Origin of the sequence: Nonomuraea indica, assembly GCF_002850745.1 — a bacterium.
GTDB lineage: Bacteria > Actinomycetota > Actinomycetes > Streptosporangiales > Streptosporangiaceae > Nonomuraea > Nonomuraea indica.
In genome coordinates this window covers 192,662-213,507 of sequence record NZ_KZ559477.1, presented here as the reverse complement: position 1 = coordinate 213,507, position 20,846 = coordinate 192,662, and the positions used below count along the sequence as shown (strand labels likewise).

The window sequence follows — 20,846 nt, the reverse complement described above, 5'->3', positions numbered from 1 at the left end:
ACCCATCCGGCGTTACATCTGGGCCACCCGGACGTTGCCGTGGTGGTCGCGCAGCCGCTGCAGCGTCTCGGCGGGGGCGCGGGAGTCGACCACGATGTCGTCGAACTCGTCGAGCGGCGCCACCCGGTGCAGCGCGACCCGGGCGAGTTTGGAGTGGTCGACGGCCAGGATGCGACGCCTGCCCGACCGCAGCATCGCCCGTTTGACCAGCACGATCTCCTGCTCCTGGTGGAAGGCGTACCGCTCGGAGACGGCCGAGGTGGACACCACGACCGCGTCGGCGCTCACCGCCTCCACCGCGTCCACGCAGCCGAGGCCGAGGAACGAGTCATGCGTGCTGTGATATTCGCCCCCGAGCGCGATAAGCCGGATGTCGGGGCTGTCCACCAGCAGCCTGATGATCTCCAGGAAGTTGGTCAGCACCGTCAGCGGCGCCGACTCCCTCAGGTGGCGGGCGACGGCGAGCGCCGTGGTGGAGTCGTCGAGCATGACGGAGCCGCCCAGCTCGATGAGCTCCGCGACCAGCCGGCCGATCGCGTCCTTCTCGGCCGTGTGCGCCTTGAGCCGGTAGGCGATGTTGCTCTCGAAGACGTTGGAGGCCTGGGCGGTGGCGCCGCCGCGGACCTTGCGCACCATGCCCTGACGTTCCAGCTCGTCGAGATCCCGGTGGACGGTCATCACGCTGACTGAGAAGATCTCAGCCAGGTCGGTGACCGAGGCCGAGCCCTGCCGCACGATGTGCTCGGCCATGCCGTGCCGCCGGGCCGTCCTGTTCGACGTGTGCTGCCGCGTGTTCACTGAGCCCCTATCTCGCCCGGACGGTCGCGAATCATAACCTTGACACCCCTCTCGGGCGACTCGTACCCTCCCTGAAACCCGGCTTTTTAACAAAGCCTTAGTGAAGATAACAATCCCTGACGGTCGGAGGTGGGCCTTGAGTGCGCTGCCCTACGGTCTGCGGTGCGACCATCGCACGACCCCGCTGGGCGTGTCCGGTTTCCCTCTGCTGTCCTGGCGGCTGCGCGGAGCCGACCCGGTCTCCTTCCAGGTGGAGGTGGACGGCGTCTGGTCCAGCGGCCGCGTGACGGACCCGGCCGCGGTCGGCACCCGGTACGACGGGCCGCCGCTGCGTCCCGGCACCCGCTACGACTGGCAGGTGACGCTGTGGGGCCGCGACGGCGTGCCCGGCACCGCCCGCTCGTGGTTCGAGACCGGGCTCGACGCCTGGTCGGCGGCCTGGATCGCGGCCGACCCCGACGCCGTGGAGCACGTCGACCCGCCCACCGAGGGCGAGCTGGCGCTGCCCGACCACGGCCTGCTGCCCTGCCCCCAGCTCCGCCGCGCCTTCCACACCCGCTCCCCCGTGACCGCCGCCCGGCTGCACATCAGCGCCAAGGGGCTCTACGAGGCCGCCGTCAACGGTCACCGGGCGGGCGACGGGCTGCTCACCCCCGGGTGGACCGACTACCGCAAGCGCATCCAGTACCAGACCCTGGACGTGACGCGGTGGATCACCGAGGGGGAGAACGTCCTCGGCGTCACGCTCGCCGACGGCTGGTGGAGCGGCTACGTGGGATTCGACCCGCGCCGGCCCGGCTACCACTACGGCCGCTTCCCCGAGCTCATCGCCGAACTGCACCTGACCTACGCCGACGGCTCGGCGGAGGTGGTCGGCACCGACGCCACCTGGCGCGTGGCCCCCGGCCACGTCCGCTACGCCGACCTGCTCAAGGGCGAGTGCCACGACCTGCGCGCGGCCACGCCCGGCTGGGACCGGCCCGGCTTCGACGACTCCGCCTGGCGGCCGGTCGTCGTGACGGGCCACGACCACACGGTCCTGGCGCCCGCGCCGGACGAGCCGGTCAGGCGGATGCGCCGGATCGCCCCGGTCGCCGTCACCCGGCTCGGCCCCGCCACGCACCTCGTCGACTTCGGGCAGAACCTGGCGGGCCGGCTCCGCCTGACCATGCCGGAGGCGGAGCCCGGGACGACGGTGACCATCAGGCACGCCGAGACACTGGACGGCGCCGGGCGGCTCGACACCGCCAACCTGCGCACGGCCGACGCGACCGACGTGCTCGTCAGCGCGGGTCCCGCCACGGTGTTCGAGCCCGGCTTCACCTACCACGGCTTCCGCTACGCCGAGATCAGCGGGACGGCGGAGCCGGTCGAGGTGTCGGCCGTCGTGCTGCACAGCGACATGTCGTGGACCGGCGCGTTCGAGTGCTCCGACCCGGAGATCAACCGGCTGTGGCGGAACATCGAGTGGGGCCAGCGCGGCAACTTCGTCAGCGTGCCGACCGACTGCCCGCAGCGTGACGAGCGGCTGGGCTGGATGGCCGACGCGCAGGTGTTCCTGCCGACGGCCTGCTTCAACGCCGACGTCGCCGCGTTCTTCGCCAAGTGGCTGCGCGACGTGCGCGACGCGCAGACCCCCGACGGCGGCTTCCCCAACGTGGCTCCCCGGCTCAGCGGCGTCGCCGAGGAGGGCGCGCCCGGCTGGGCGGACGCGGGCGTGCTCGTCCCCTGGCACCTGTACCAGGTGTACGGCGATCCCGCCTTCCTCGACGTGGACTCGATGGCCGCGTGGGTGGACCTCGTGCACCGCCACAACCCCGACTTGATCTGGCGCGCGAGGACCGGCCCGCACTACGCCGACTGGCTGGCGCCCGGCCCGGCCACCCCGCGCGAGCTGCTGGCCACGGCCTTCTTCCACCGCAGCGCCGACCTGACCGCCCGGGCCGCCGCCGTGCACGGCCGCACCGCCGACGCCGAGCGCCTTCGCCGGCTGGCGGAGGACATCGGCACGGCCTTCATTAAAACGTTCTTACGAGCGCCGGGCCGGCTGGTGGGCGACACCCAGACCGGCTACCTGCTGGCCCTCGCCTTCGGCCTGCTGCCGCCGGAGCAGACCGCCCCGGCCGCGCGGCGGCTGGCCGAACTGGTCGAGCGGCACGGCCCGCAGACCGGCTTCCTCGGCGTCGGCCTGCTCTGCCCGGTGCTGTCCGAGCACGGCCGAGCCGACCTGGCGCACGCGCTGCTGCGCCGCACCGACCCCCCGTCGTGGCTCCACCAGGTGCGCAACGGCGCCACCACGGTCTGGGAACGCTGGGACGGCGCGGGCGCGCCGTCCATGAACTCCTTCAACCACTACGCGTTCGGCTCGATCGGCGCCTGGCTGTACGGCGGCGTGGCCGGCATCGGCCAGGCACCCGATTCGGTGGCCTGGCGCGAGCTGGTGATCCGTCCACTGCCCGGCGACCTGACCTGGGCCCGGGCCTCCTACGAGTCGGTGCGCGGCCGGATCGCGGTGTCGTGGAAGCGCGCCGGCGGCGCCTTCGACCTCGCCGTGACCGTCCCGCCCGGCGCCACCGCCACCGTTCACCTGCCTGACGGCCAGACCCATCACGTGCCCTCGGGGGACCATCTCTTCCGCTCGACCCAGGAGACATGACCATGACCGACCTGCGCAACGCCCGGGTGAGCCGCGCCCAGTTCTTCCGCATGATGGGCGGCCTCGCCGCGGCCGCGGTCGCCACCACCGCCTGCTCGACCCGGCCGCAGACCACGACCACCACCACCGGTGGCCAGAGCGCGACCGAGCTGAAGTTCGTCGGGGTGTCCGACCAGAAGGCGCCGATGGACGCCGTGCTGGCCGGCTACCAGCAGGCCAAGCCGTCGGTGCGGCTGACACCCTCCTACGCGCCCACCGACCAGGTGCAGACCTCGCTGCGCACCCAGCTCGGCGCGGGCAACGCGCCCGACCTGCACGTGGTGTATCCCGGCAACGGCAGCGCGATGTCGATGAGCCAGATCGCCGGGGCCGGGCTGTTGGCCGACCTGTCCGCGCAGGCATGGGCGGCGACGATCCCCACCGGGTTCAAGCCGGCCTTCCAGCTCGACGGCAAGACCTACATGTACTCGGCCGGGTCCTCGGTCATCGGCGCGGTCTACAACAAGAAGGTCTTCGAGAAGGCCGGCGTCGAGCAGCCGCCGACCACGTGGAGCGAGTTCCTGGCGCTGTGCGGCAAGCTGAAGAAGGCCGGTGTGGTGCCCATCGCGCTGGGCGCGCAGACACCGTGGGTCACCCAGCTCATCACGTACGCGCTGGTCCCCTCGACCGTCTACGCCAAGGACCCGACCTTCGACGACAAGCAGCTCGCCGGGCAGGCCAGCTTCGCCGACTCCGGCTGGCGCCAGGCCATGGAGATGTACCTGGAGCTGCAGAAGCGCGGCTTCTTCAACGACAACCCGAACGGCACCACGTTCGAGCAGCAGACCTCCATGGTCGCCACCGGCAAGGCGGCCATGGCGATCCAGGTGTCGGCCGTGCTGCCGGACTTCCGCAAGGCCGCCTCCTCGCCGGACGACCTGTCGATGTTCCCGCTGCCCGGGGCCGACGACGCGGCGTCCGTGTGGATCCCCGCAGGCGTGGTCGTCGGGCTGGGCGTCAACGCCAAGGGCAAGAACGTCGAGGAGGCCAAGGCGTTCGTCGACTTCCTCGGCAAGCAGGAGAACATCAACGCCTGGGCCAAGGCGATCTCCGCGATCCCGCTCACCCAGGACGCCGGCTCGACCATCGACCCGGCGGTGGAGTCGTTCCTGCCGTTCACCAAGGACCGCGCGGTGCCGTTCATGGACCAGCGCTGGCCCAACGCCGAGGTGCAGCCGGTCCACTTCGCGGTGGTCCAGGAGCTGCTCTCCGGCAAGGCGACGGTGGACGAGGCGCTGAAGAAGATGGACGAGGCGTACCGCAAGTGACTCATCTGACTGTCGACAAGCCGCCCCGGTCGCGCCCGGCCCCCGCCGCGCGGCCGGGCGGGCTGCGGCGCTTCAGCGCCTCCTCCCCGTCCTGGCTGTTCGCCGCGCCGGCCCTGCTGGTCTACGCGGCGGTGGTGCTCTACCCGGCCGCCGCCGGCGTGGTGTACGCCTTCACCGACTGGAGCGGCATCGGGCAGGACATGTCCTTCGTCGGAGCGGCCAACTTCCTGGCGCTGCTGGACGACGAGCAGGCCATGGGCTCGATCGGCAACACGCTGCTGCTGACCCTGGCGATCGTGGCCGTGCAGAACGGCGTGGGGCTGCTGCTGGCACTCGGCGTGCACGCCAGGCTGCGCAGCCGGGCCGTGCTACGGGTGGTCTTCTTCTCGCCCGTGGTCGTCAGCCCCGTGATGGTGGCCTTCCTGTGGAAGTACGTCTACAACCCCGACCCGTCGGCCGGTCTGAACGGGCTCCTCGGCCTGCGGATCGACTGGCTGGGCGACCCCTCCGTGGCTCTGTGGTCGATCGCCGGCATGGTGGTGTGGCAGTACGCCGGGTACTCCATGGTCATCTTCCTGGCCGGGCTGGAGGGAGTGCCCAAGGAGCTGCACGAGGCGGCGATGATCGACGGCGCCGGCACCTTCCAGCGCTTCCGCTACGTCACCTGGCCGATGCTGGCGCCCGCGGTGACGATCAACCTGATGCTGTCCACGATCGGCGGGCTCAAGCTGTTCGACCAGGTCTTCGCCGCGACGAACGGCGGCCCCGGCTACGCCACCGAGACGCTGTCCACGGTGCTGTACAAGCAGGCGTTCGTGTTCGGCAAGTTCGGCTACAGCACCGCGATCGCGCTGGTCCTGGCGCTGTTCGTGGCGGCGGTCTCCCTCGTCCAGATCTCCTATCTGCGCAGCCGGGAGGTGGCCTCGTGAGAAGGACGTTCGTGCTGGAGATCGTCATGGTCGCGGTGGCGGTCGCGTTCATGTTCCCCGTCTACATCCTGATCTCGCTGTCGCTGAAGGACCCCGCGCAGATCTCGCAGACCCCGCTGGCCCTGCCAGCCCCGCCCACCCTGGACAACTTCGGCAAGGCGTGGTCGGCCGCGGCGCTCGGGCCGTCGCTGGTCAACAGCACGGTGATCACCGTGGTCAGCCTGGTCGCGCTGGTGGCGCTCGGCTCGTTCGCCGCCTACTTCCTGGCGCGGGCGCACAGCCGGCTGGGCTACGGCCTGTACATCCTGTTCCTGCTGGGCATCGTGCTGCCGTTCCAGCTCGGCATGATCCCGCTCTACGAGCTGGTCAACGATCTCGGCCTGCTCGGCACGCACACCGGGATGATCCTCTTCTACACCGGCATCCAGCTCCCCTTCACCGTGTTCCTCTACACCGGTTTCATCCGCGCGCTGCCCCGCGACTACGCCAGCGCCGCCCAGATCGACGGGGCCTCCCATCTGACCGCCTTCACCCGCGTGGTCTTCCCGCTGCTGCGGCCGATCACCGGCACGGTGCTGATCCTCAACGCCGTCTTCGTCTGGAACGACTTCTTCACCCCGCTGCTGTACCTGGGCGGCTCCGGGTTCGAGACGGTCCCGGTGAGCGTCTTCGCCTTCGTCGGCCAGTACGTCTCCGACCACGGCCTGGTCTTCGCCGGGCTGGTCCTCGGCGCGCTGCCGATCGTGCTGATCTTCCTGCTGCTCCAGCGCTACGTCATCAAGGGCTTCTCCAGCGGGCTCAAGGGATGAACCTCTTCGACGTCCTGCGCGACCCGCCCGCCTCCCACAGCCCGGCGGCCATCTGGTGGTGGAGCGGCGAGCCGCTGCGCCGGGACCGGCTGCGCTGGCAGATGGAGCGCCTGGTGGCGGGAGGCGTGCGCAACCTCGTCATCCTCAACCTGGCGCCGTCGGGCCCGCTCTTCGGCGCCGACGCCGACGACCCGCCCTTCCTGTCGCCCGCCTGGTGGGAGCTGCTCGACCAGGTCTGCGCCGACGCGCACGAACTGGGCGCCTTCCTGTGGTTCTACGACCAGCTCGGCTTCTCCGGCGCCGACCTGCAGGCCCGCCTCGTCCAGGAGAACCCGGACTTCGCCGGGCAGTGGCTGGCGGCCGACGGGTCGATCACGAGGCGGGGCTTCGACTACCTGTCCCGCGAGGCGTGCGCCACGCTGCTGGACCGGGTGCACGGCGAGTTCGAGCGCCGGGTCGGCCACTGGTTCGGCTCGGTGATCGCCGGGTCGTTCCAGGACGAGCTGCCGACCCTGCCGACCTGGTCGGCGTCCTTCGCCCGGGAGTACGCGGCCCGGCGCGGCGCGGAGTTCTCCCTGGCCGACCCTGACTGGCTGGCCTACCAGCGCACCCGCGCCGAGCTTGCGGAGGAGGCGTTCTTCCGCCCGCTTGCCGAGTGGCACCGGCGCAACGGGCTCATCGGCGGCTGCGACCAGCAGGATCCGGCCCGCGCCGGGCATCCCGTCGACGGGGTGCGCCTCTACGCCGACTACGCCCGTACGCACCGCTGGTTCGGCGCCCCCGGCTCCGACCACCACGGCGACGCGCGGCTGCACTCCTCCCTCGCCCACCTGTACGGCCGGTCGCGCACCTGGATCGAGGCGTTCCACTCCAGCGGCTGGGGCGGCACGCTGGAGGAGACCCTCGACTGGCTGCTGCCGTGGCTGCGCGCGGGCGCCACCCTCTACAACCCGCACGCCGTCTACTACACGACCCGGCGCGGCTGGTGGGAGTGGGCGCCGCCGTCCACCGACTGGCGCCAGCCGTACTGGCGGCACCACCGCGTCTTCGCCGACGCCGTGACCCGCCTGTGCGCGGCCCTGTCGCTGGGCCGCCACGCCTGCGACGTGGCCGTCCTGCTGCCCACCGCGACCGCGCAGGCCGGTACCCCGGCCGACGGCGGGGCCGAGCCGGCGGGCGAGGCGGTGCGGGCGCACGAGGTCTACCGGGAGCTCGTGGGCGACATGGCCTGGTTCGCCACCGCGCCCGGCGTGCTGGACCGGCTCTGCCTGGACGCCGACGTGATCGACGACGACTCGGTCCGCCGCGCCGCCGTGGCGGACGGGCGGCTGACGGTCTCCACCGAGGCCTACCGGGCCGTGGTGCTCCCCGCCGTCACGACCCTGGACGAGGACGTCGCGGCCCGGCTCGCGGAGTTCGCCGCGGGCGGCGGGCTGCTCGTGGCGGTGGGCGCGCTGCCGGACGCGCCGGTCCTGCGGGCCGCGTTCGACGCCGGCACCGCCCGCTTCGCGGCGTCGGGCGAGGACCTGGGCGAGGCGCTGGCCGGGCTCCCCCGGCGGGTGGAGGCGCCGGTGCCGCCGCTGGTCCGGGAGGTCGGCGACACCACGCTGGTCTTCCTCACGGCCGCGTTCCCCATGGCCAGCCGGATCGGCGTGGGCCGGCCCGAGGAGCGCGGCGTGGAGCTGGGCTGGCTGGACGCCGCCATCGACTTCGACCCCGGCCGGTACGCCCGCGAGATGCGGGTCAGGGTCCGAGGGGTCTCCGGGACACCGCTGCTCGCCGGCCTGTTCGGCGGCGGGACGCGGGCGCTGCCGTACACGGTGGACGGCGACGCGGTGGAGGTGGTCGTGCCGTTCGACGACGGCCCCGCCGCGCTGCTGGTGTTCGGCGGCGGACAGACGGGCGGGGGGCCGGGCGGGCAGGCAGCGCCCGCGCCGCCCCGCCCGTCGTACCACGCCGCGGTCGACCTCGGCGACGAGTGGGACGTCGAGCTGGTGCCGACCCTGGACGACACCTGGTCGGACTTCGGCGCCCGGGCGGCCGTGGAGCGCTGGACGCTGCGGACGCCGGACGGCGAGCCGGTGCACGCCACCTTCGGCCCGCGCGGCGAGCAGCGGGTGGACGACGGGCCGTGGACCCCGGCCGTCTGGTCGGCCTCGCGCGGGCTGCGCAAGGACCCGATCCATCGCCCGACGCTCGGCCCGAAGGGGCACGTGCCGGTGGAGTTCCTCGCCTTCGGCCCGGTCCCCGCCGGCGGGCGGGCCCGCTTCCGCAGCGTGCTCACCGTGCCGCCGGGGCCCGGCGGCTGGCTGGCGGTCGGCGCCGGCGCGGCGAAGACCGTCCGGCTGGACGGCGCGGAGGTGCCCCTCAACGACGCCGGGTACGCCGCCGTCTCGCGCGCGCCGGTGCCGCCCGGGACGTACGCGCTGGACCTGCTGCTCGTCCCGGACGAGGAGCACGACCTGCGCGCGCACGTCTGCCTGCTGGCCGATCCGGCCGACGCGGCGTGGCCGGAGTGGATCGCCGGCTCGCCGCTGGAGACGACCGTGCGCGTGGGCGGGCCGCCGTACGAGGTGCTCCAGGTGGCCTCGACCGCGTTCTGCCGGGTGCTGGTCAACGGCGAGGAGGCGGGCAGGCAGGGCGGCTTCGACCCGTACGCCGAGGCGGACATCCCCCGCGTGCGCCGCTACGACGTCGCCCACCTGCTGCGGCCGGGCGACAACACGATCACGGTGGAGTCGGACGGCTGGGTGCTGACCGACGGGCTGGCCGTGTCCGGCCCGGGCTGGGCGGCGGGCGTCCGGGTGCGGAGGCGCCAGCACGGCGATCCGGCCGCCCTGTGGCTGCGCACGCGGCCGCACCCGCTGCCCGAGGCCGGCTGGCTGGACGGGCGCCCGACGGCGCTGCCCGCCGTGTTCGCGGTGCCGGGCAGCCGGCCGGGGGTCGAGCGTCTGCTGTTCGACCCGCCGCCCGGCGTGACCGGGATCGAGGTGGACGCGGCCGGGCCGGTGGAGGTCCGCGGCGACGAGCTGTGGGTGACGACGGTCCCCGGCGCGCAGGCGGGGGCGGCGCTGTCCGGGCCCGTCCGGTTCGCCTGCGGGCCGGGCCGCATGCGGCTCGGCGACTGGGAGGACCACGGGCTGGAGGGCTACAGCGGCGGCGTCCGCTACCGCACCACGGTCCGCGCGGCGGCGGGGCCCGGCCTGGTCGACCTGGGCCGGGTCCGCGGCACGGCCGAGGTGACGGTGAACGGGCGGCCGTGCGGGATCAGGGTGTGCTCGCCGTACACCTTCGACGTCCGGCTGGACGACGGCGACAACACGATCGAGGTGCTCGTCCTCGGCACCCTCGGCCCCTACCTGGACGAGGTGAGCCCGACGCACTTCGTCTTCCCGGGCCAGCGCAGCACCGGCCTGTTCGGCCCGGTCCGCCTCCTCCTGGCCTCCTGAGCCGCCTCGGGGAGGAGGCCCGGGCCGGTGGCGGGCGGCGCCCGGCGTTCAGGCCGAGCCGGGCGGCCGGTCCGCCTCGCGGCCCGCCGGGCGGCGGAGGCGTCGCAGCAGCAGCCGGAACCCGACCACGCAGCCCACGATCACGGGCGGCACCAGCCAGCTCCAGGCCCCGAGGCCGGACCCGAACTCGCGGTAGGAGACGCCGAGGGCCATCCCCGCCCCGGCGTACAGGCACGACCACACGAGCGCGGCGGGGGCCGCCCAGGCGATGAACCGCCGGTACGGCATGGCCAGCGTCCCGGCGACGACGGGGACCAGGGCGTGCACCACGGTGACGAACCGCGACCCGAAGACGGCGGGCCCGCCGCGGCGCACGAGGTAGCTCTCGGCCCGCGCCCAGTTGACGGCGCCGACCCGCCGGCCGACCCGGCCGCGGCGGACGGCCGGGCCGAAGCGGCGTCCGATCAGGTAGCCGAGCGTCTCCCCCGCGAGGCAGCCGGCGGTGGCGGCCGCGACGACGAGGGCGAGGCGTGCCGGCGAGTCGGCGGCCGACCCGGCCAGCAGGACCACCGCGTCGCCGGGGACGAACAGCCCGACGAGCAGCGAGGTCTCCACGCACATGAAGAGCGTGGTGGCCGCGCAGAGCACCATCGGAGGCAGGCCGCTCAGGAAGTCGAGGATCCGGGTCACGTGCCGGGGACCGCCCATGCCGGCGACGGCGACGACGTCATCAGGTGAATTCCCATCGTTTCGGATGCTCTCGGAGCAGGCGGCACGGACTGCGCGATGATTTCTCCCCCACCATAGGCAGGTATATCCCGCCGGGATGAACGACGCCGGTTTTTCCAGGGTCGCTTCAGGGAAATCCCGGGGCGGTCTCAGGGACCCTCCCCGTTGCCGCCGGCTCCCGCGTTCCACGATCGTGGGAGACGATCCGGAGCAGGCGCTGCCGGAGCTCCGCCCGGTGACATCCCCACCCGGAATGACGATGTCCGCTCAGCCGACTCCGACAGGGATATTTCCCCCAATCCACCTCCTTTTCGGTATTTCCGAGCAGAAGGAAGAGGATATGCACCCGGCCTTTCTCCATGCGGCAGACGACGGCGCAGCCGGCGGTCAGCCGCTGCGCGTGCTCATCGGCGCCGACGCCTACCCTCCAGAGGTGGGCGGCACGGCGCTGTCCGTCCGCGGGCTTCCCGGCGAGCTGGCCGCGCGCGGCCACGACGTCCACGTGGTGTGCCGGTCCCGGCACGGGCCGCCGCGGGCCGGGCGGGAGGGCGACGTCATGGTGTACCGGCTGCGCTCGGTGCCCCTGCCCGGCTCCCGGGCGGGACGGACGGCCCTGCCGCCGCTCCTGACCGGGCCAGTCCGGCGGCTGACCGAGCTGCTGGTCGGGCGGATCGCGCCGGACGTGGCCCACGTGCACGGCGCGTCCGCCGTGGCCCGCGCGGTGCTCGGCGCGGCCCGCGCGCAGGGCGTCCCGGTGGTGGCCTCGGCCGAGCCCCTGCCGGAGCCCACGTCCGTGGCCGCCCGCCTGACGTGGCGTGACGCCGTCCGGGCCTTCGGCCTCGCCGGCCACGTCACGGCGCCCACCGAAGCGGCGGCCCGGCTGCTCGCCGCCGCCGGGCTGGCCAGGCCCGTCGAGACGGTGCCGGGCGGCGTCGACCTCAGCCGGTTCCGGCCGCCGGAGGAGCCGCGCTCGCGGGCCCGCGGCCTGCTCGGCCTGCCCGACCGCGCCACGGTCCTTTCGGTCGGCCGGCTGGACGCGCGCGCGAGGCAGGAGGACCTGATCCGGGCGCTGGCGTACGTGTGCCGCCGCCTCGACGTCCAGGCCGTCCTCGTCGGCGGAGGGCCCCGGCGGGCCCGGCTGCAACGGCTGGCGCGCCGGTGCGGCCTGACCGGCCGGGTGCACGTCCTGGATCCCGTCCCCGAGGAGACGCTGCCCCTGCTCTACGCCGCGGCCGACGTCCTCGCCGTACCGGGCGCCGCCGGCTCCGAGAGCGCCGCGACGCTGGAGGCGCTCGCCAGCGGCCTGCCCGTCGTGGCGGCCGGATCCGGCGCGCCCGGCCGGCTGGTGCTGCCGGGCCGCACCGGCCACCTGTACGCCCCGGGCGACGTCCGCGCCCTGGCCCGCCGGCTGGCCGGGACGCTCGCGGAGGAGGCGTCGGACGCGATGGGGGGCGTCTGCCGCGCCGTCGCGGCCACCCACGACCGGGTGCGCACGGTGACGAGGTTCGAGGAGATCTACGTCTCCCTGGCCCGGACGCGCCGGCGCCCCCTCCCGGACGTCAGGACGTCCTGTCCGCCACCAGCACCCGGAACGCCAGCCCCGGCACGTCGAAGCGGCGGCCCCTGGTGAAGCCCGCCGCGGTGAGCATGCGGTCGTAGGCCGGGACCGAGTGCACCTCACCCTCGAACGTCCACGTCAGCATGAGGATCGAGAACAGGTGCGGAGCCGGGTCCTCGGCCGGTGGGGCGTCGCCCAGCGTGAAGCCCACGAGCACGATCTTGCCGTCCGGCTTGACCGCCGGAGCCAGCCGGGCGAGCAGCTCGCCGGCCTTCTCCTCCGAGAAGTGGTGCAGGACGTTCGTCACCATCACCACGTCGTACGGCCCGCCGAGCGGCACCTCGAACATGTCGCCCGGCAGCCGGTGCAGGCGGTCGGCGACCCCCATGCGCTCGGCGTGCTGCTCGGTCAGCGGGAGCACGTTGGGCCAGTCGAGCGCCCACACCTGCGCCTGCGGGTTGCGCTGGGCGAGGGTCAGGCCGTACATGCCGTGGCCGCACGCCACGTCGAGGACGTCGAGCCGCTCGCGCCCGGCCGCCCAGGAGGCCAGCGCGTCGGCCGCCACCTCGGCCGTCGGGCGCGCCACCGCCACCGCATAGGCGGCGAAGTCCTCCCAGTACTCGTATCCGGGCGTCTCGGCGTGCACGTCCATGACCGTCCCGCCGCGCCGGACCGCCTCGTCCAGCCGCTTCAGCGCGTCCCACTCCCAGTCGCTGGCCATGACGTGGACCATGTCGCCGAGGTAGCCGGGGCTCTTGCTCACCAGGAGGCGGTCCGCTCCGGCGGGCAGGCCGAACCGGCCGCCGTCCTCCTCCACCAGCCCGATCGCGGCGAGGGCGTTGAGCAGGATCCGCGTGCCCCGCGGATCGGCGCCGAGCCGGCCGGCGGCCGTGTCGGCGTCGACGGGACCTTCGGCGAGGCAGTCGAACACGCCCATCGACACGCCCGTCCGGAGAAGGCTCGTGGTCTTGTACGCCTGCATCATGGCGAGCAACGACTCGCGACTTACCGCTGTGTCCTTCATGATGATCGTCTCTCTTCGCCGTAACGGGCAGGGGTTGCGCTGGGCCGTCACCGGGGTGCCTGGTCCGCCTCCCAGCGGTAGAACTCCCGGGCCATGGCGTCGCGGGGCGAGCGCCAGGTCTGCGGGTCGTAGGGCTCGATGAAGCGGGTCAGCTCCTTGCTCAGCCGCAGGAACTCCGGATGGTCGCGGATGGCCTCCATCGTCCGCCGGCCGCTCTCCTCCACCTCCATGAGCTGGAAGTACAGGCCCTGGAAGGAGAACAGGCTGCGGCTCACGGCGCCGCCCAGCCGCGGCAGCTCGGTGCGGTCCGACTCGGCGAACAACCGGGCCACCTCCGCCTCCGCTGACGGCCGCATGCGCGCGACGACCAGGATTCGTTCCATTCGGGTCCTCCTCGGCGGGTCGGTGACGGCCGGTTCGGCGGCCGTTCGCAGTCTGCACGGCGGTGCTCGCAGGAGGCTTGAGCCGCGTTCGAGCGGCGCCGCCCGGGGAAGCTCGACCGCCGTTCCACCCGTGCTCGAGCAGGGGCCTTCATGATCTGGTCAACCCGTCCAGGAGGAGTCATGAGGCCGCCGTCCACCTCCCCGAGGCCGCGCACCCGGCCGCGCTGGTTCGTCACGCTGTTCCTGACCGACATGTGGGAGCGGTTCAGCTTCTTCGGCATGCAGGCGATCCTGATCCTGTTCGCCGTGGCCCCGCGCGCGGAGGGCGGGCTGGGCCTGCCGCACCCGACGGCGGTGGCGCTGTACGGCGCGTACGTCGGGCTGCTCCTCGCGCTGTCCATGCCGGGCGGCTGGGTCGGCGACCGGCTGCTGGGCGAGCAGCGGGCGACCCTCTACGGCGGGATCGTCATCGCGGCCGGCCACTACCTGATGCTCGTGCCGGCCCAGGTGACCGCGTACTTCGGGCTGGTGGCCATCGCCGTGGGCACCGGCCTGCTGAAACCGAACATGCTCGCCCTGCTGGGCCGCTTCTACGGCCCCCGGGAGAGCGACCGGCGCGAGGCGGCCCTGTCGCTGCTCTACATCGGCATCCAGGTCAGCGCGCTGCTGGCGCCGCTGGTGACCGGGTTCCTCGGGGAGCGGGTGAACTGGCACCTCGGCTTCGGCGTCGCCGGACTCGGCATGACGTTCGGCGTCGTCCAGTACGCGGTGGGCATGCGGCACTTCGGCGAGACCGGCCGGACCGCGTCGCACCCGGCGACCGCGCGGGAGCTGCGCACCGTGGCGACCCGGGTCGCCGCCGTCGCGGCTGCGGCCGGCGTCCTCCTGCTGGCCGACGTGCTGGCCGGGACCTTCGCCGTCACGCACGTGATCGGGGCCGTCGGCGCGGCCACGCTGGTCACGCCGTTCGTGTACGTCACGGTCCTGCGGCGGCGCTCCCGCCTCGACCACGGCGGGCTGCGGCGGCTGTCGGCGTTCCGCTGGGTGCTGCTCGCCTCGGCGCTGTTCTGGATGTTCGTCATCCAGGCCGGTTCGACGCTCATCCTGTTCGCGCAGGATCACGTGGACCGGGAGGTGGGTGACGTGCTGGTGCCCGCGAGCTGGTTCCAGTCGGTGATCCCGCTGTGCATCCTGCTCACCGCGCCGGTGATCGCGTGGCTGTGGCTGCGCGGCGGAAGCCGGCTCGGCGTGGCGGCCAAGATCGCCATGGGGCACGGTCTCGTGGGCGCCGGTTTCGTGGTGATGACCGGGTCCGCCGTCGCCGCGGCCGGGGGGACGCGGGTGTCGCCGTTGTGGTTGCTGCTCGTCCTGTTCACGCTGGCCGCCGGCGAGGTGATCCTCGGCCCCACGGCGCTCAGCGCGGCCGTGGACCTGGCGCCGCCGGCGTTCACCGGCCGCACCATGGGCCTGTACTGGATGTTCGCCGCCGTCGGCGGCGGGCTCGGCAGCATGCTCGGCCGGCTGGTCTCCGGGGAGCCGCGCCCCTGGTACTACCTGACCCTCGCCGCGCTGGCCCTGGTCACCGCCGCGGCCTTCGCGCTGTCGCGCCGGCGGCTGGACGAGGTCATGCGGCCCGCCGGGCCCAAGGAGCGGACCCCGCCCGCGCTGTCCGGGATCTCCGGCGCGACCGCGCCCTCTCCCGAACGGCCGTCCTGATCTCCTGTCCGCACCGGATCCTTTCGTCCGCGCGTCGCCGGCCCCTCTCACCTGCCACGATGGACGACAGTGAGGCGACAGTCCCGCTATGGGTGCTTCGCGTAGAAATGCAGGCGTACGAATGCTGCTCAACCGCGGCCAAGGCATTGACGACCGGCACTCTGCGAAGGACCAGGTGGAGACATGCACTTTCACGTGCTGGGCACTCTCGAGGTGTGGGACGGTGAACGGCTGATCACGCCGAGCGCGCCGAAGCAGCGCAGCGTCCTGGCGCTGCTGCTCGCCTCCGCCGGAGAGGTCATCCCGGCGGAGGCCCTGATGGAGGAGCTGTGGGAGGGGAACCCGCCCGCCAGCGCCCAGACGACGCTGCAGACCTACGTCTACCAGTTGCGCAAGCTGCTCTCGCGCGGTGGCGAGGCCCCGGCCCGCTCGCCCCGGCTCGTCACCAAGCACGGCGGCTACCTGATCACCCTGGAGGACGGCGTCCTCGACGCCGTCGAGTTCGAGCACCTGGTCGGCCTGGCCGGCGGGCACCTGGAGGCCGGCGAGGTGGAGCGCGCCTCGGGCGCGCTGCGCCGGGCGCTCGGCCTCTGGCACGGCTCGGCGCTCGCCGACGTCGTCCTCGGCCCGCGGCTGGCCATCTACGCCACCCGGCTGGAGGAGCTGCGCCTGCACGCGCTCAAGCTCAAGGTGGAGGCGCAGATGCGGATGGGCCGCTACCAGGAGCTGATCGGCGAGCTCAAGCAGCTCACCGCCCTCTACCAGCTCGACGAGTGGTTCCATCTGCAGCTCATGGAGGCGCTGTCGCGCGCCAGCCGCCGCCACGAGGCGCTGGAGGTCTATCGCAGCCTGCGCCACGTCCTGCGCAGCGAGCTCGGGCTGGAGCCCAGCGTGGAGATGCAGCGCCTCCAGCAGGCGGTCCTGACGGCCGGCCATCCCGGAGGCGGCTGAGCGCCGTCCGGGACCGGCCGGCGACGCCGGGAGCGGACATCGGGGGCGGGCATCGGGGGCGGATGCAAGGGACGAGCTCAGGGCCGGGCCCCGGGGGCGGACGTCAGGGGCGGGCCTCGGGGGCGGACGTCAGGGGCGGGCGGCGCCCTGGAGGGTGCGCCGCCGTCCGGACGTCATCTCGTCGGCCAGCGAGGTGTCGTGCTCCGCCCGGCGGAAGTCCGGATGCGCCAGCACCTCGCGCAGGAACCCGATCGTGGTGCACACCCCCCGCCCCGAGACGCGGAACTCCTCCAGCGCCCGGTCCATCCGGCTGATCGCCTGGTCCCGGTCGGGCGCCCAGACGACCACCTTGGCCAGCAGGGAGTCGTAGTCGGCGCTGACCCGGACGCCGGGCACGCCGTGCGTGTCGACCCGGGTGAACGGCCCGCCGGGCGGCACGAACTCCTCGATCAGGCCGGGCGTCGGCAGGAAGCCGCGCCCGGGGTCCTCCGTGTTCACCCGGCACTCGATCGACACGCCGCGGGCCGCCGCGCCCGCCCCGGCCGCCAGCGGCAGCCCGGCGGCGACGCGGAGCTGCTCCCTGACCAGGTCCACGCCGGTGACCATCTCGGTCACCGGGTGCTCCACCTGGATCCGGCAGTTGGCCTCGATGAAGAAGAACCGGCCCGCGCCGTCCACGAGGAACTCGAACGTGCCGGCTCCCACGTAGCCCGCCGCGCGGGCGCAGGACACGGCCGCCTCGCCGATCGCCGCGGTCAGCCCGGGCGCGAGACCGGGGGCGGGTGACTCCTCGATCAGTTTCTGCCTGCGCCGCTGCACCGAGCAGTCGCGCTCGCCCAGGCTGACGACGTTGCCGTGCAGGTCCGCCAGCACCTGGACCTCGACGTGGCGGGCGCCGCGCACGTACTTCTCCACGTAGACGCGGGCGTCGCCGAACACCGCCTGCGCGCTCGCCCGCGTCTCGGCGAACGCCCGCGCGAAGTCCGCCGGATCGTCGACCACGGCCATGCCCCGGCCGCCGCCGCCCGCCGCGGCCTTGATGATGACCGGGTAGCCGATCCCGTCCGCGACGTCCTTGGCCGCCTGCCCGCTGGACAGGGCGCCGGGGCTGCCGGGCAGGACGGGCAGCCCGGCGGCGGCGGCCAGTTCGCGCGCCTGCGTCTTGTCGCCCAGGGCGGCGATGACCTCCGGCGGCGGGCCGATGAAGCGCAGCCCCTCCGCCCGGCACATCTCGGCGAAGTCGGCGTCCTCGGACAGGAACCCGTAGCCGGGGTGGACGGCCTCCGCCCCGGCGCCGAGCGCCGCCTCCAGGATGGCCGGCGGGTACAGGTAGCTGCGCCGCGCCGCGGCCGGCCCGATCCGCACGCGCCGGTCGGCCAGGCGCAGCGCGGGCGAGTCGCGGTCGGCCTCGGAGTAGACCATGACGGTGCGGATCCCCAGCTCACGGCAAGTGCGGGCGATCCGCAGCGCGATCTCGCCGCGGTTGGCGATGAGGACCGAGGCGAACAGGGGCCCGGCCGGCTCGGGCGCGTTCACGGCGCTTCCCCGGGATCGAGGGTGAGCAGGGTCTGGCCGTACTCGACGTGCGTGCCGTCCGGGACGACGACGGCGAGCACGCGGCCGGCCCGGTCGGCCTCCACGGGGTTCATCAGCTTCATGGCCTCCACGATCCCGACCTGCTGTCCCTTCTCCACGACGTCGCCGACCGCGACGAACGGCGGGGCGCCCGGCTCGGGAGCCCGGTAGAAGGTGCCCACCACCGGCGCGCCCACCTCGTGCGCCGTGCCGGCGCCGGCCGCGTCCTCCGGGCCGGCGGGCACGGCCGGGTCCACCGTCCGGCCGGGGGCGGCGGGCGGCCGGGCCGGGCCCGGGTGCGCCCCGGCCGGCGCGGCCTCCGCCGCTGGCTCGGGCCACTCCAGTTCGACGACGGCGTCGCCGGACTGCAGCCGCACCCGCCGCATCCCGGCGCCGCCGGCGTTGACCAGCTCGACGGCGCGGCGGCACAGCTCACCCAGCAACGCGTGCGACGCGGCACCGGTCACGTCGTCCACGGGACCTCCCTCACTCGTCTCCCTCGCACCTGACGGCGTCACAGCGGCGAGCCGAACCGCCGGAACCGCTGCCGCCGGTCGGCCACCAGCTTCTTCGGATCGTGGATGGCGAGCTCGTCGAGCGCCTCCGCCACCGCCGCCGCCAGCAGCCGCGCGGTGGCCGCCGGGTCGGTGTGGGCGCCCTCGCCGGGTTCGGGGACCACGCCGTCCACGACGCCGTGCAGCAGCAGCTCCCGGGCGTCGAGCCGCAGCGCGGCGGCCGCCCGGTCGGCCGCGTCCTGGCTCTTCCACAGGATGGACGCGCACCCCTCGGGGCTGATCACCGAGTACACCGCGTTGGACAGGGCCAGCACCCGGTTGGCGACGGCCAGGGCCAGCGCCCCGCCGCTCCCGCCCTCCCCGGTGACCACGGCGACGACCGGCACGGGCAGCGCCGACATCAGCCGCAGGTTGTCGGCGATCGCCCACGCCTGGCCGTTCTCCTCGGCCTCGACGCCCGGATGGGCGCCCGGCGTGTCGATGAGCGTGACCACGGGGTGGCCCAGCTTGGCGGCCAGGCGCATGAGCCGCGCCGCCTTGCGGTAGCCGGCCGGGCTCGGCATGCCGAAGTTGCGCTCGACCCGCTCGCGGGTGCCGTGCCCCTTCTGGTGCCCGATGAGCACGACCGGCCGGCCCGCCAGCCGCCCGACGCCGCCGACGACGGCGGGGCAGTCGCCGCCCAGCCGGTCCCCATGCAGCTCGACGAAGTCCTCCAGTGCCGAGGCGGCGTAGTCGAGGGTCGTGGGCCGGTCGGCGTGCCGGGCGAGCTGGACGGCCGTCCAGCCGTCGCGCTCCGGCAGCCGCTCCGGTCGCAGGACGAGCCGCGACGGCCGGCCCGCCGGACCGGACCGGCCGGCCGTGCCGGTGGCCGGGCGCTGCAGCGCGCACAGCCGGGCGATGGCCGGGCGGAGCGCGGAGCGCGGCACGACCCCGTCGACGAACCCCTTGCCGCGCAGGAACTCCGCCGTCTGGAACCCGGGGGGAAGCTCCTGCCGGATGGTCTGCCGGATCACCCGGGGTCCGGCGAACCCGATGTGGGCGCCCGGCTCGGCAAGGATGACGTCGGGCAGGGTCGCGAACGACGCCGCCACCCCACCGTACGTCGGGTCGGTCAGCACCCCGATCGTGAGGACGCCCGCCTCGTCCAGCTCCGCCAGCGCCTGGGCGGTCTTGGCCATCTGCATGAGCGACAGCGCGCCCTCCTGCATGCGCGCCCCGCCCGACGCCGTCACCAGCAGGAACGGCACCCGTTCGGTCAGCGCAGCCTCGGCCGCCGCGGTGATGCGGGCGCCGACCCCGGCGCCGAGGCTCCCGCCCATGAAGCGGAAGTCCATGACGGCGGCGACGAGCCCGTGGCCCTCGACGGTGCCGCGCACGCAGACGACCGCCTCGTCCAGCCCGGTGCCGTCGCGCGCCTCACGCAGCCGGCCGGTGTACGGCCTGCTGTCGGTGAACCCCAGCGGATCCTCCACGGTCGCGGGCGCGTCGACCGGCACCGGCGACCCCTCGTCGAAGAGCTGCCCGATCCGCTGCCACGCGGTGAGCCGGGTGTGCAGCCCGCAGCCGGGACACACGCCCAGCTCCCGCGCGAAGCGCTTGCCGTACACGGTCTCCCCGCAGCCCGCGCAGCGGAGCCATGCGGCGACGTCGGCCCCGGGTGGGGACATGACGGTCATCGCGGGTCCTCCTTGTCGTCGGTCGGCCACGGGTCGGCGAATCCCACCCGGCCGATGCTCTGCAGCCCCGTCCACAGATGCCGGCCCACCAGGCCGGCGACCCGCCGCACCGGCGAGACGCCGGCCGCCCGGTCAGAGCTGGTCCACCACTTCATAGATCCCGTAACCTCTCCCCCGGCCCTCGTCGCGGTACGACCGGAGCGCGGCGGTCTGCTGCTTGTGCCGGGTGCCCTCCTCCCAGGCGCGGAAGCGCGGCAGGTCGGTCCACTCGCTGAGGACCGCGAACTCGCCCGTGTCGAGGGCCGAGCGCAGCAGCTGGCTGCTCAGCAGGCCGGGCGTCCCGCGCATGCCGTCGTTGACCCGCCGGTAGGCCTCCAGCACCGACTCCTGGTCCTGCTCAGGGGCGGTGTAGTGGACGAGCACGCGGACGTGGCCGATCACCGCCGCGTCTCCGCGCGTTCCCGGCCGAGGTCGTGGACGACGTGCAGGGTGGTCATCGTGCCGTGCGACCGGTACGGGTGCAGCTTCTTGCGGTGCTCGACGTGCTCCTCGCTCCGCTCGAACGCGCGGAACCTCTCCTCGTCCACCCAGTCGCTCATGATGTAGTAGACGCCGTCCTCCTCGGCGCTCCGGAGCAGCCACTGCCCGATGTTGGCGGGGTTGTCGCCGACCACGTCGGCGACCGAGTACCAGACCCGCTCGAAGTCCTGCTCCTTGCCGGGGATGATCTGCATCCGCAGCATCACCCGGAACGCGTTCGTGCCTGCCATG

18 protein-coding genes are annotated in these 20,846 nt (G+C 73.9%); 8 read left to right on the top strand and 10 right to left on the bottom strand.

Features of this window, described 5'->3' with window-relative positions:
• Window positions 1–12: 12 nt before the first annotated feature.
• The gene (locus tag CXR44_RS27945; protein WP_219602019.1) at window positions 13–798 is read right to left on the bottom strand and encodes a DeoR/GlpR family DNA-binding transcription regulator; all 786 of its coding nucleotides are present in this window, start codon (window positions 796–798) and stop codon (window positions 13–15) included.
• A gap of 136 nt (window positions 799–934) precedes the next feature.
• Between CXR44_RS27945 and CXR44_RS27940 the strand changes: the two genes are divergently transcribed.
• The 5 genes from CXR44_RS27940 to CXR44_RS27920 are packed head-to-tail and all read left to right on the top strand — an operon-like array spanning window position 935 to window position 9,948.
• Window positions 935–3,454 carry a glycoside hydrolase family 78 protein gene (locus CXR44_RS27940; protein WP_101789102.1) on the top strand — a complete coding sequence of 840 codons (2,520 nt, stop codon included), beginning with the start codon at window positions 935–937 and terminating at the stop codon, window positions 3,452–3,454.
• Window positions 3,451–4,761, top strand: a complete 1,311-nt coding sequence (locus tag CXR44_RS27935; protein WP_245899468.1) for an extracellular solute-binding protein — start codon at window positions 3,451–3,453, stop codon at window positions 4,759–4,761. The genes CXR44_RS27940 and CXR44_RS27935 overlap by 4 nt, the downstream gene beginning before the upstream one ends.
• Entirely contained in the window at window positions 4,758–5,690 is a 933-nt protein-coding gene (locus CXR44_RS27930; protein ID WP_245899466.1) for a carbohydrate ABC transporter permease, read from the top strand. Before CXR44_RS27935 ends, CXR44_RS27930 begins: the two co-directional genes overlap by 4 nt.
• Window positions 5,687–6,499, top strand: coding sequence for a carbohydrate ABC transporter permease (locus CXR44_RS27925; protein WP_245899465.1), 813 nt, complete (start codon window positions 5,687–5,689; stop codon window positions 6,497–6,499). The genes CXR44_RS27930 and CXR44_RS27925 overlap by 4 nt, the downstream gene beginning before the upstream one ends.
• Window positions 6,496–9,948, top strand: a complete 3,453-nt coding sequence (locus CXR44_RS27920; RefSeq protein WP_101789100.1) for a hypothetical protein — start codon at window positions 6,496–6,498, stop codon at window positions 9,946–9,948. Before CXR44_RS27925 ends, CXR44_RS27920 begins: the two co-directional genes overlap by 4 nt.
• A gap of 48 nt (window positions 9,949–9,996) precedes the next feature.
• On the opposite strand, the gene CXR44_RS27915 is transcribed toward CXR44_RS27920, so the two are convergent.
• Window positions 9,997–10,656, bottom strand: coding sequence for a DedA family protein (locus CXR44_RS27915; RefSeq protein ID WP_101789099.1), 660 nt, complete (start codon window positions 10,654–10,656; stop codon window positions 9,997–9,999).
• 361 nt (window positions 10,657–11,017) lie between these two features.
• Here CXR44_RS27915 and CXR44_RS27910 point away from each other — a divergent pair, with 361 nt between their 5' ends.
• Window positions 11,018–12,307 (top strand): glycosyltransferase, encoded by a 1,290-nt coding sequence (locus tag CXR44_RS27910; RefSeq protein ID WP_101789098.1) that lies wholly within the window; start codon window positions 11,018–11,020, stop codon window positions 12,305–12,307.
• On the opposite strand, the gene CXR44_RS27905 is transcribed toward CXR44_RS27910, so the two are convergent.
• Window positions 12,237–13,259, bottom strand: coding sequence for a class I SAM-dependent methyltransferase (locus tag CXR44_RS27905; RefSeq protein WP_245899463.1), 1,023 nt, complete (start codon window positions 13,257–13,259; stop codon window positions 12,237–12,239). The genes CXR44_RS27910 and CXR44_RS27905 overlap by 71 nt on opposite strands.
• Before the next feature lie 47 nt (window positions 13,260–13,306).
• Entirely contained in the window at window positions 13,307–13,642 is a 336-nt protein-coding gene (locus CXR44_RS27900) for a TcmI family type II polyketide cyclase (RefSeq protein WP_101789096.1), read from the bottom strand.
• 180 nt (window positions 13,643–13,822) lie between these two features.
• Here CXR44_RS27900 and CXR44_RS27895 point away from each other — a divergent pair, with 180 nt between their 5' ends.
• Both CXR44_RS27895 and CXR44_RS27890 read left to right on the top strand, forming a co-directional pair.
• Window positions 13,823–15,358, top strand: a complete 1,536-nt coding sequence (locus tag CXR44_RS27895; RefSeq protein ID WP_180903731.1) for a peptide MFS transporter — start codon at window positions 13,823–13,825, stop codon at window positions 15,356–15,358.
• 183 nt (window positions 15,359–15,541) lie between these two features.
• Window positions 15,542–16,309, top strand: coding sequence for an AfsR/SARP family transcriptional regulator (locus CXR44_RS27890; protein WP_101789094.1), 768 nt, complete (start codon window positions 15,542–15,544; stop codon window positions 16,307–16,309).
• A 129-nt stretch (window positions 16,310–16,438) separates the two neighbouring features.
• On the opposite strand, the gene CXR44_RS27885 is transcribed toward CXR44_RS27890, so the two are convergent.
• The 6 genes from CXR44_RS27885 to CXR44_RS27865 are packed head-to-tail and all read right to left on the bottom strand — an operon-like array spanning window position 16,439 to window position 20,845.
• On the bottom strand, window positions 16,439–17,845 hold the full coding sequence (locus CXR44_RS27885; RefSeq protein ID WP_245899461.1) for an acetyl-CoA carboxylase biotin carboxylase subunit: 1,407 nt from the start codon (window positions 17,843–17,845) through the stop codon (window positions 16,439–16,441).
• Window positions 17,842–18,360, bottom strand: coding sequence for an acetyl-CoA carboxylase biotin carboxyl carrier protein (gene accB / locus CXR44_RS27880; protein WP_245899459.1), 519 nt, complete (start codon window positions 18,358–18,360; stop codon window positions 17,842–17,844). The genes CXR44_RS27885 and accB overlap by 4 nt, the downstream gene beginning before the upstream one ends.
• A 38-nt stretch (window positions 18,361–18,398) precedes the next feature.
• Window positions 18,399–20,075 carry an acetyl-CoA carboxylase carboxyltransferase subunit alpha gene (locus tag CXR44_RS27875; RefSeq protein ID WP_245899457.1) on the bottom strand — a complete coding sequence of 559 codons (1,677 nt, stop codon included), beginning with the start codon at window positions 20,073–20,075 and terminating at the stop codon, window positions 18,399–18,401.
• The gene (locus CXR44_RS39695; protein ID WP_180903730.1) at window positions 20,072–20,230 is read right to left on the bottom strand and encodes a hypothetical protein; all 159 of its coding nucleotides are present in this window, start codon (window positions 20,228–20,230) and stop codon (window positions 20,072–20,074) included. Before CXR44_RS39695 ends, CXR44_RS27875 begins: the two co-directional genes overlap by 4 nt.
• Window positions 20,208–20,516 (bottom strand): antibiotic biosynthesis monooxygenase family protein, encoded by a 309-nt coding sequence (locus CXR44_RS27870; RefSeq protein ID WP_101789093.1) that lies wholly within the window; start codon window positions 20,514–20,516, stop codon window positions 20,208–20,210. The genes CXR44_RS39695 and CXR44_RS27870 overlap by 23 nt, the downstream gene beginning before the upstream one ends.
• On the bottom strand, window positions 20,513–20,845 hold the full coding sequence (locus CXR44_RS27865) for an antibiotic biosynthesis monooxygenase family protein (protein WP_101789092.1): 333 nt from the start codon (window positions 20,843–20,845) through the stop codon (window positions 20,513–20,515). The genes CXR44_RS27870 and CXR44_RS27865 overlap by 4 nt, the downstream gene beginning before the upstream one ends.
• Window position 20,846 lies beyond the last annotated feature (1 nt).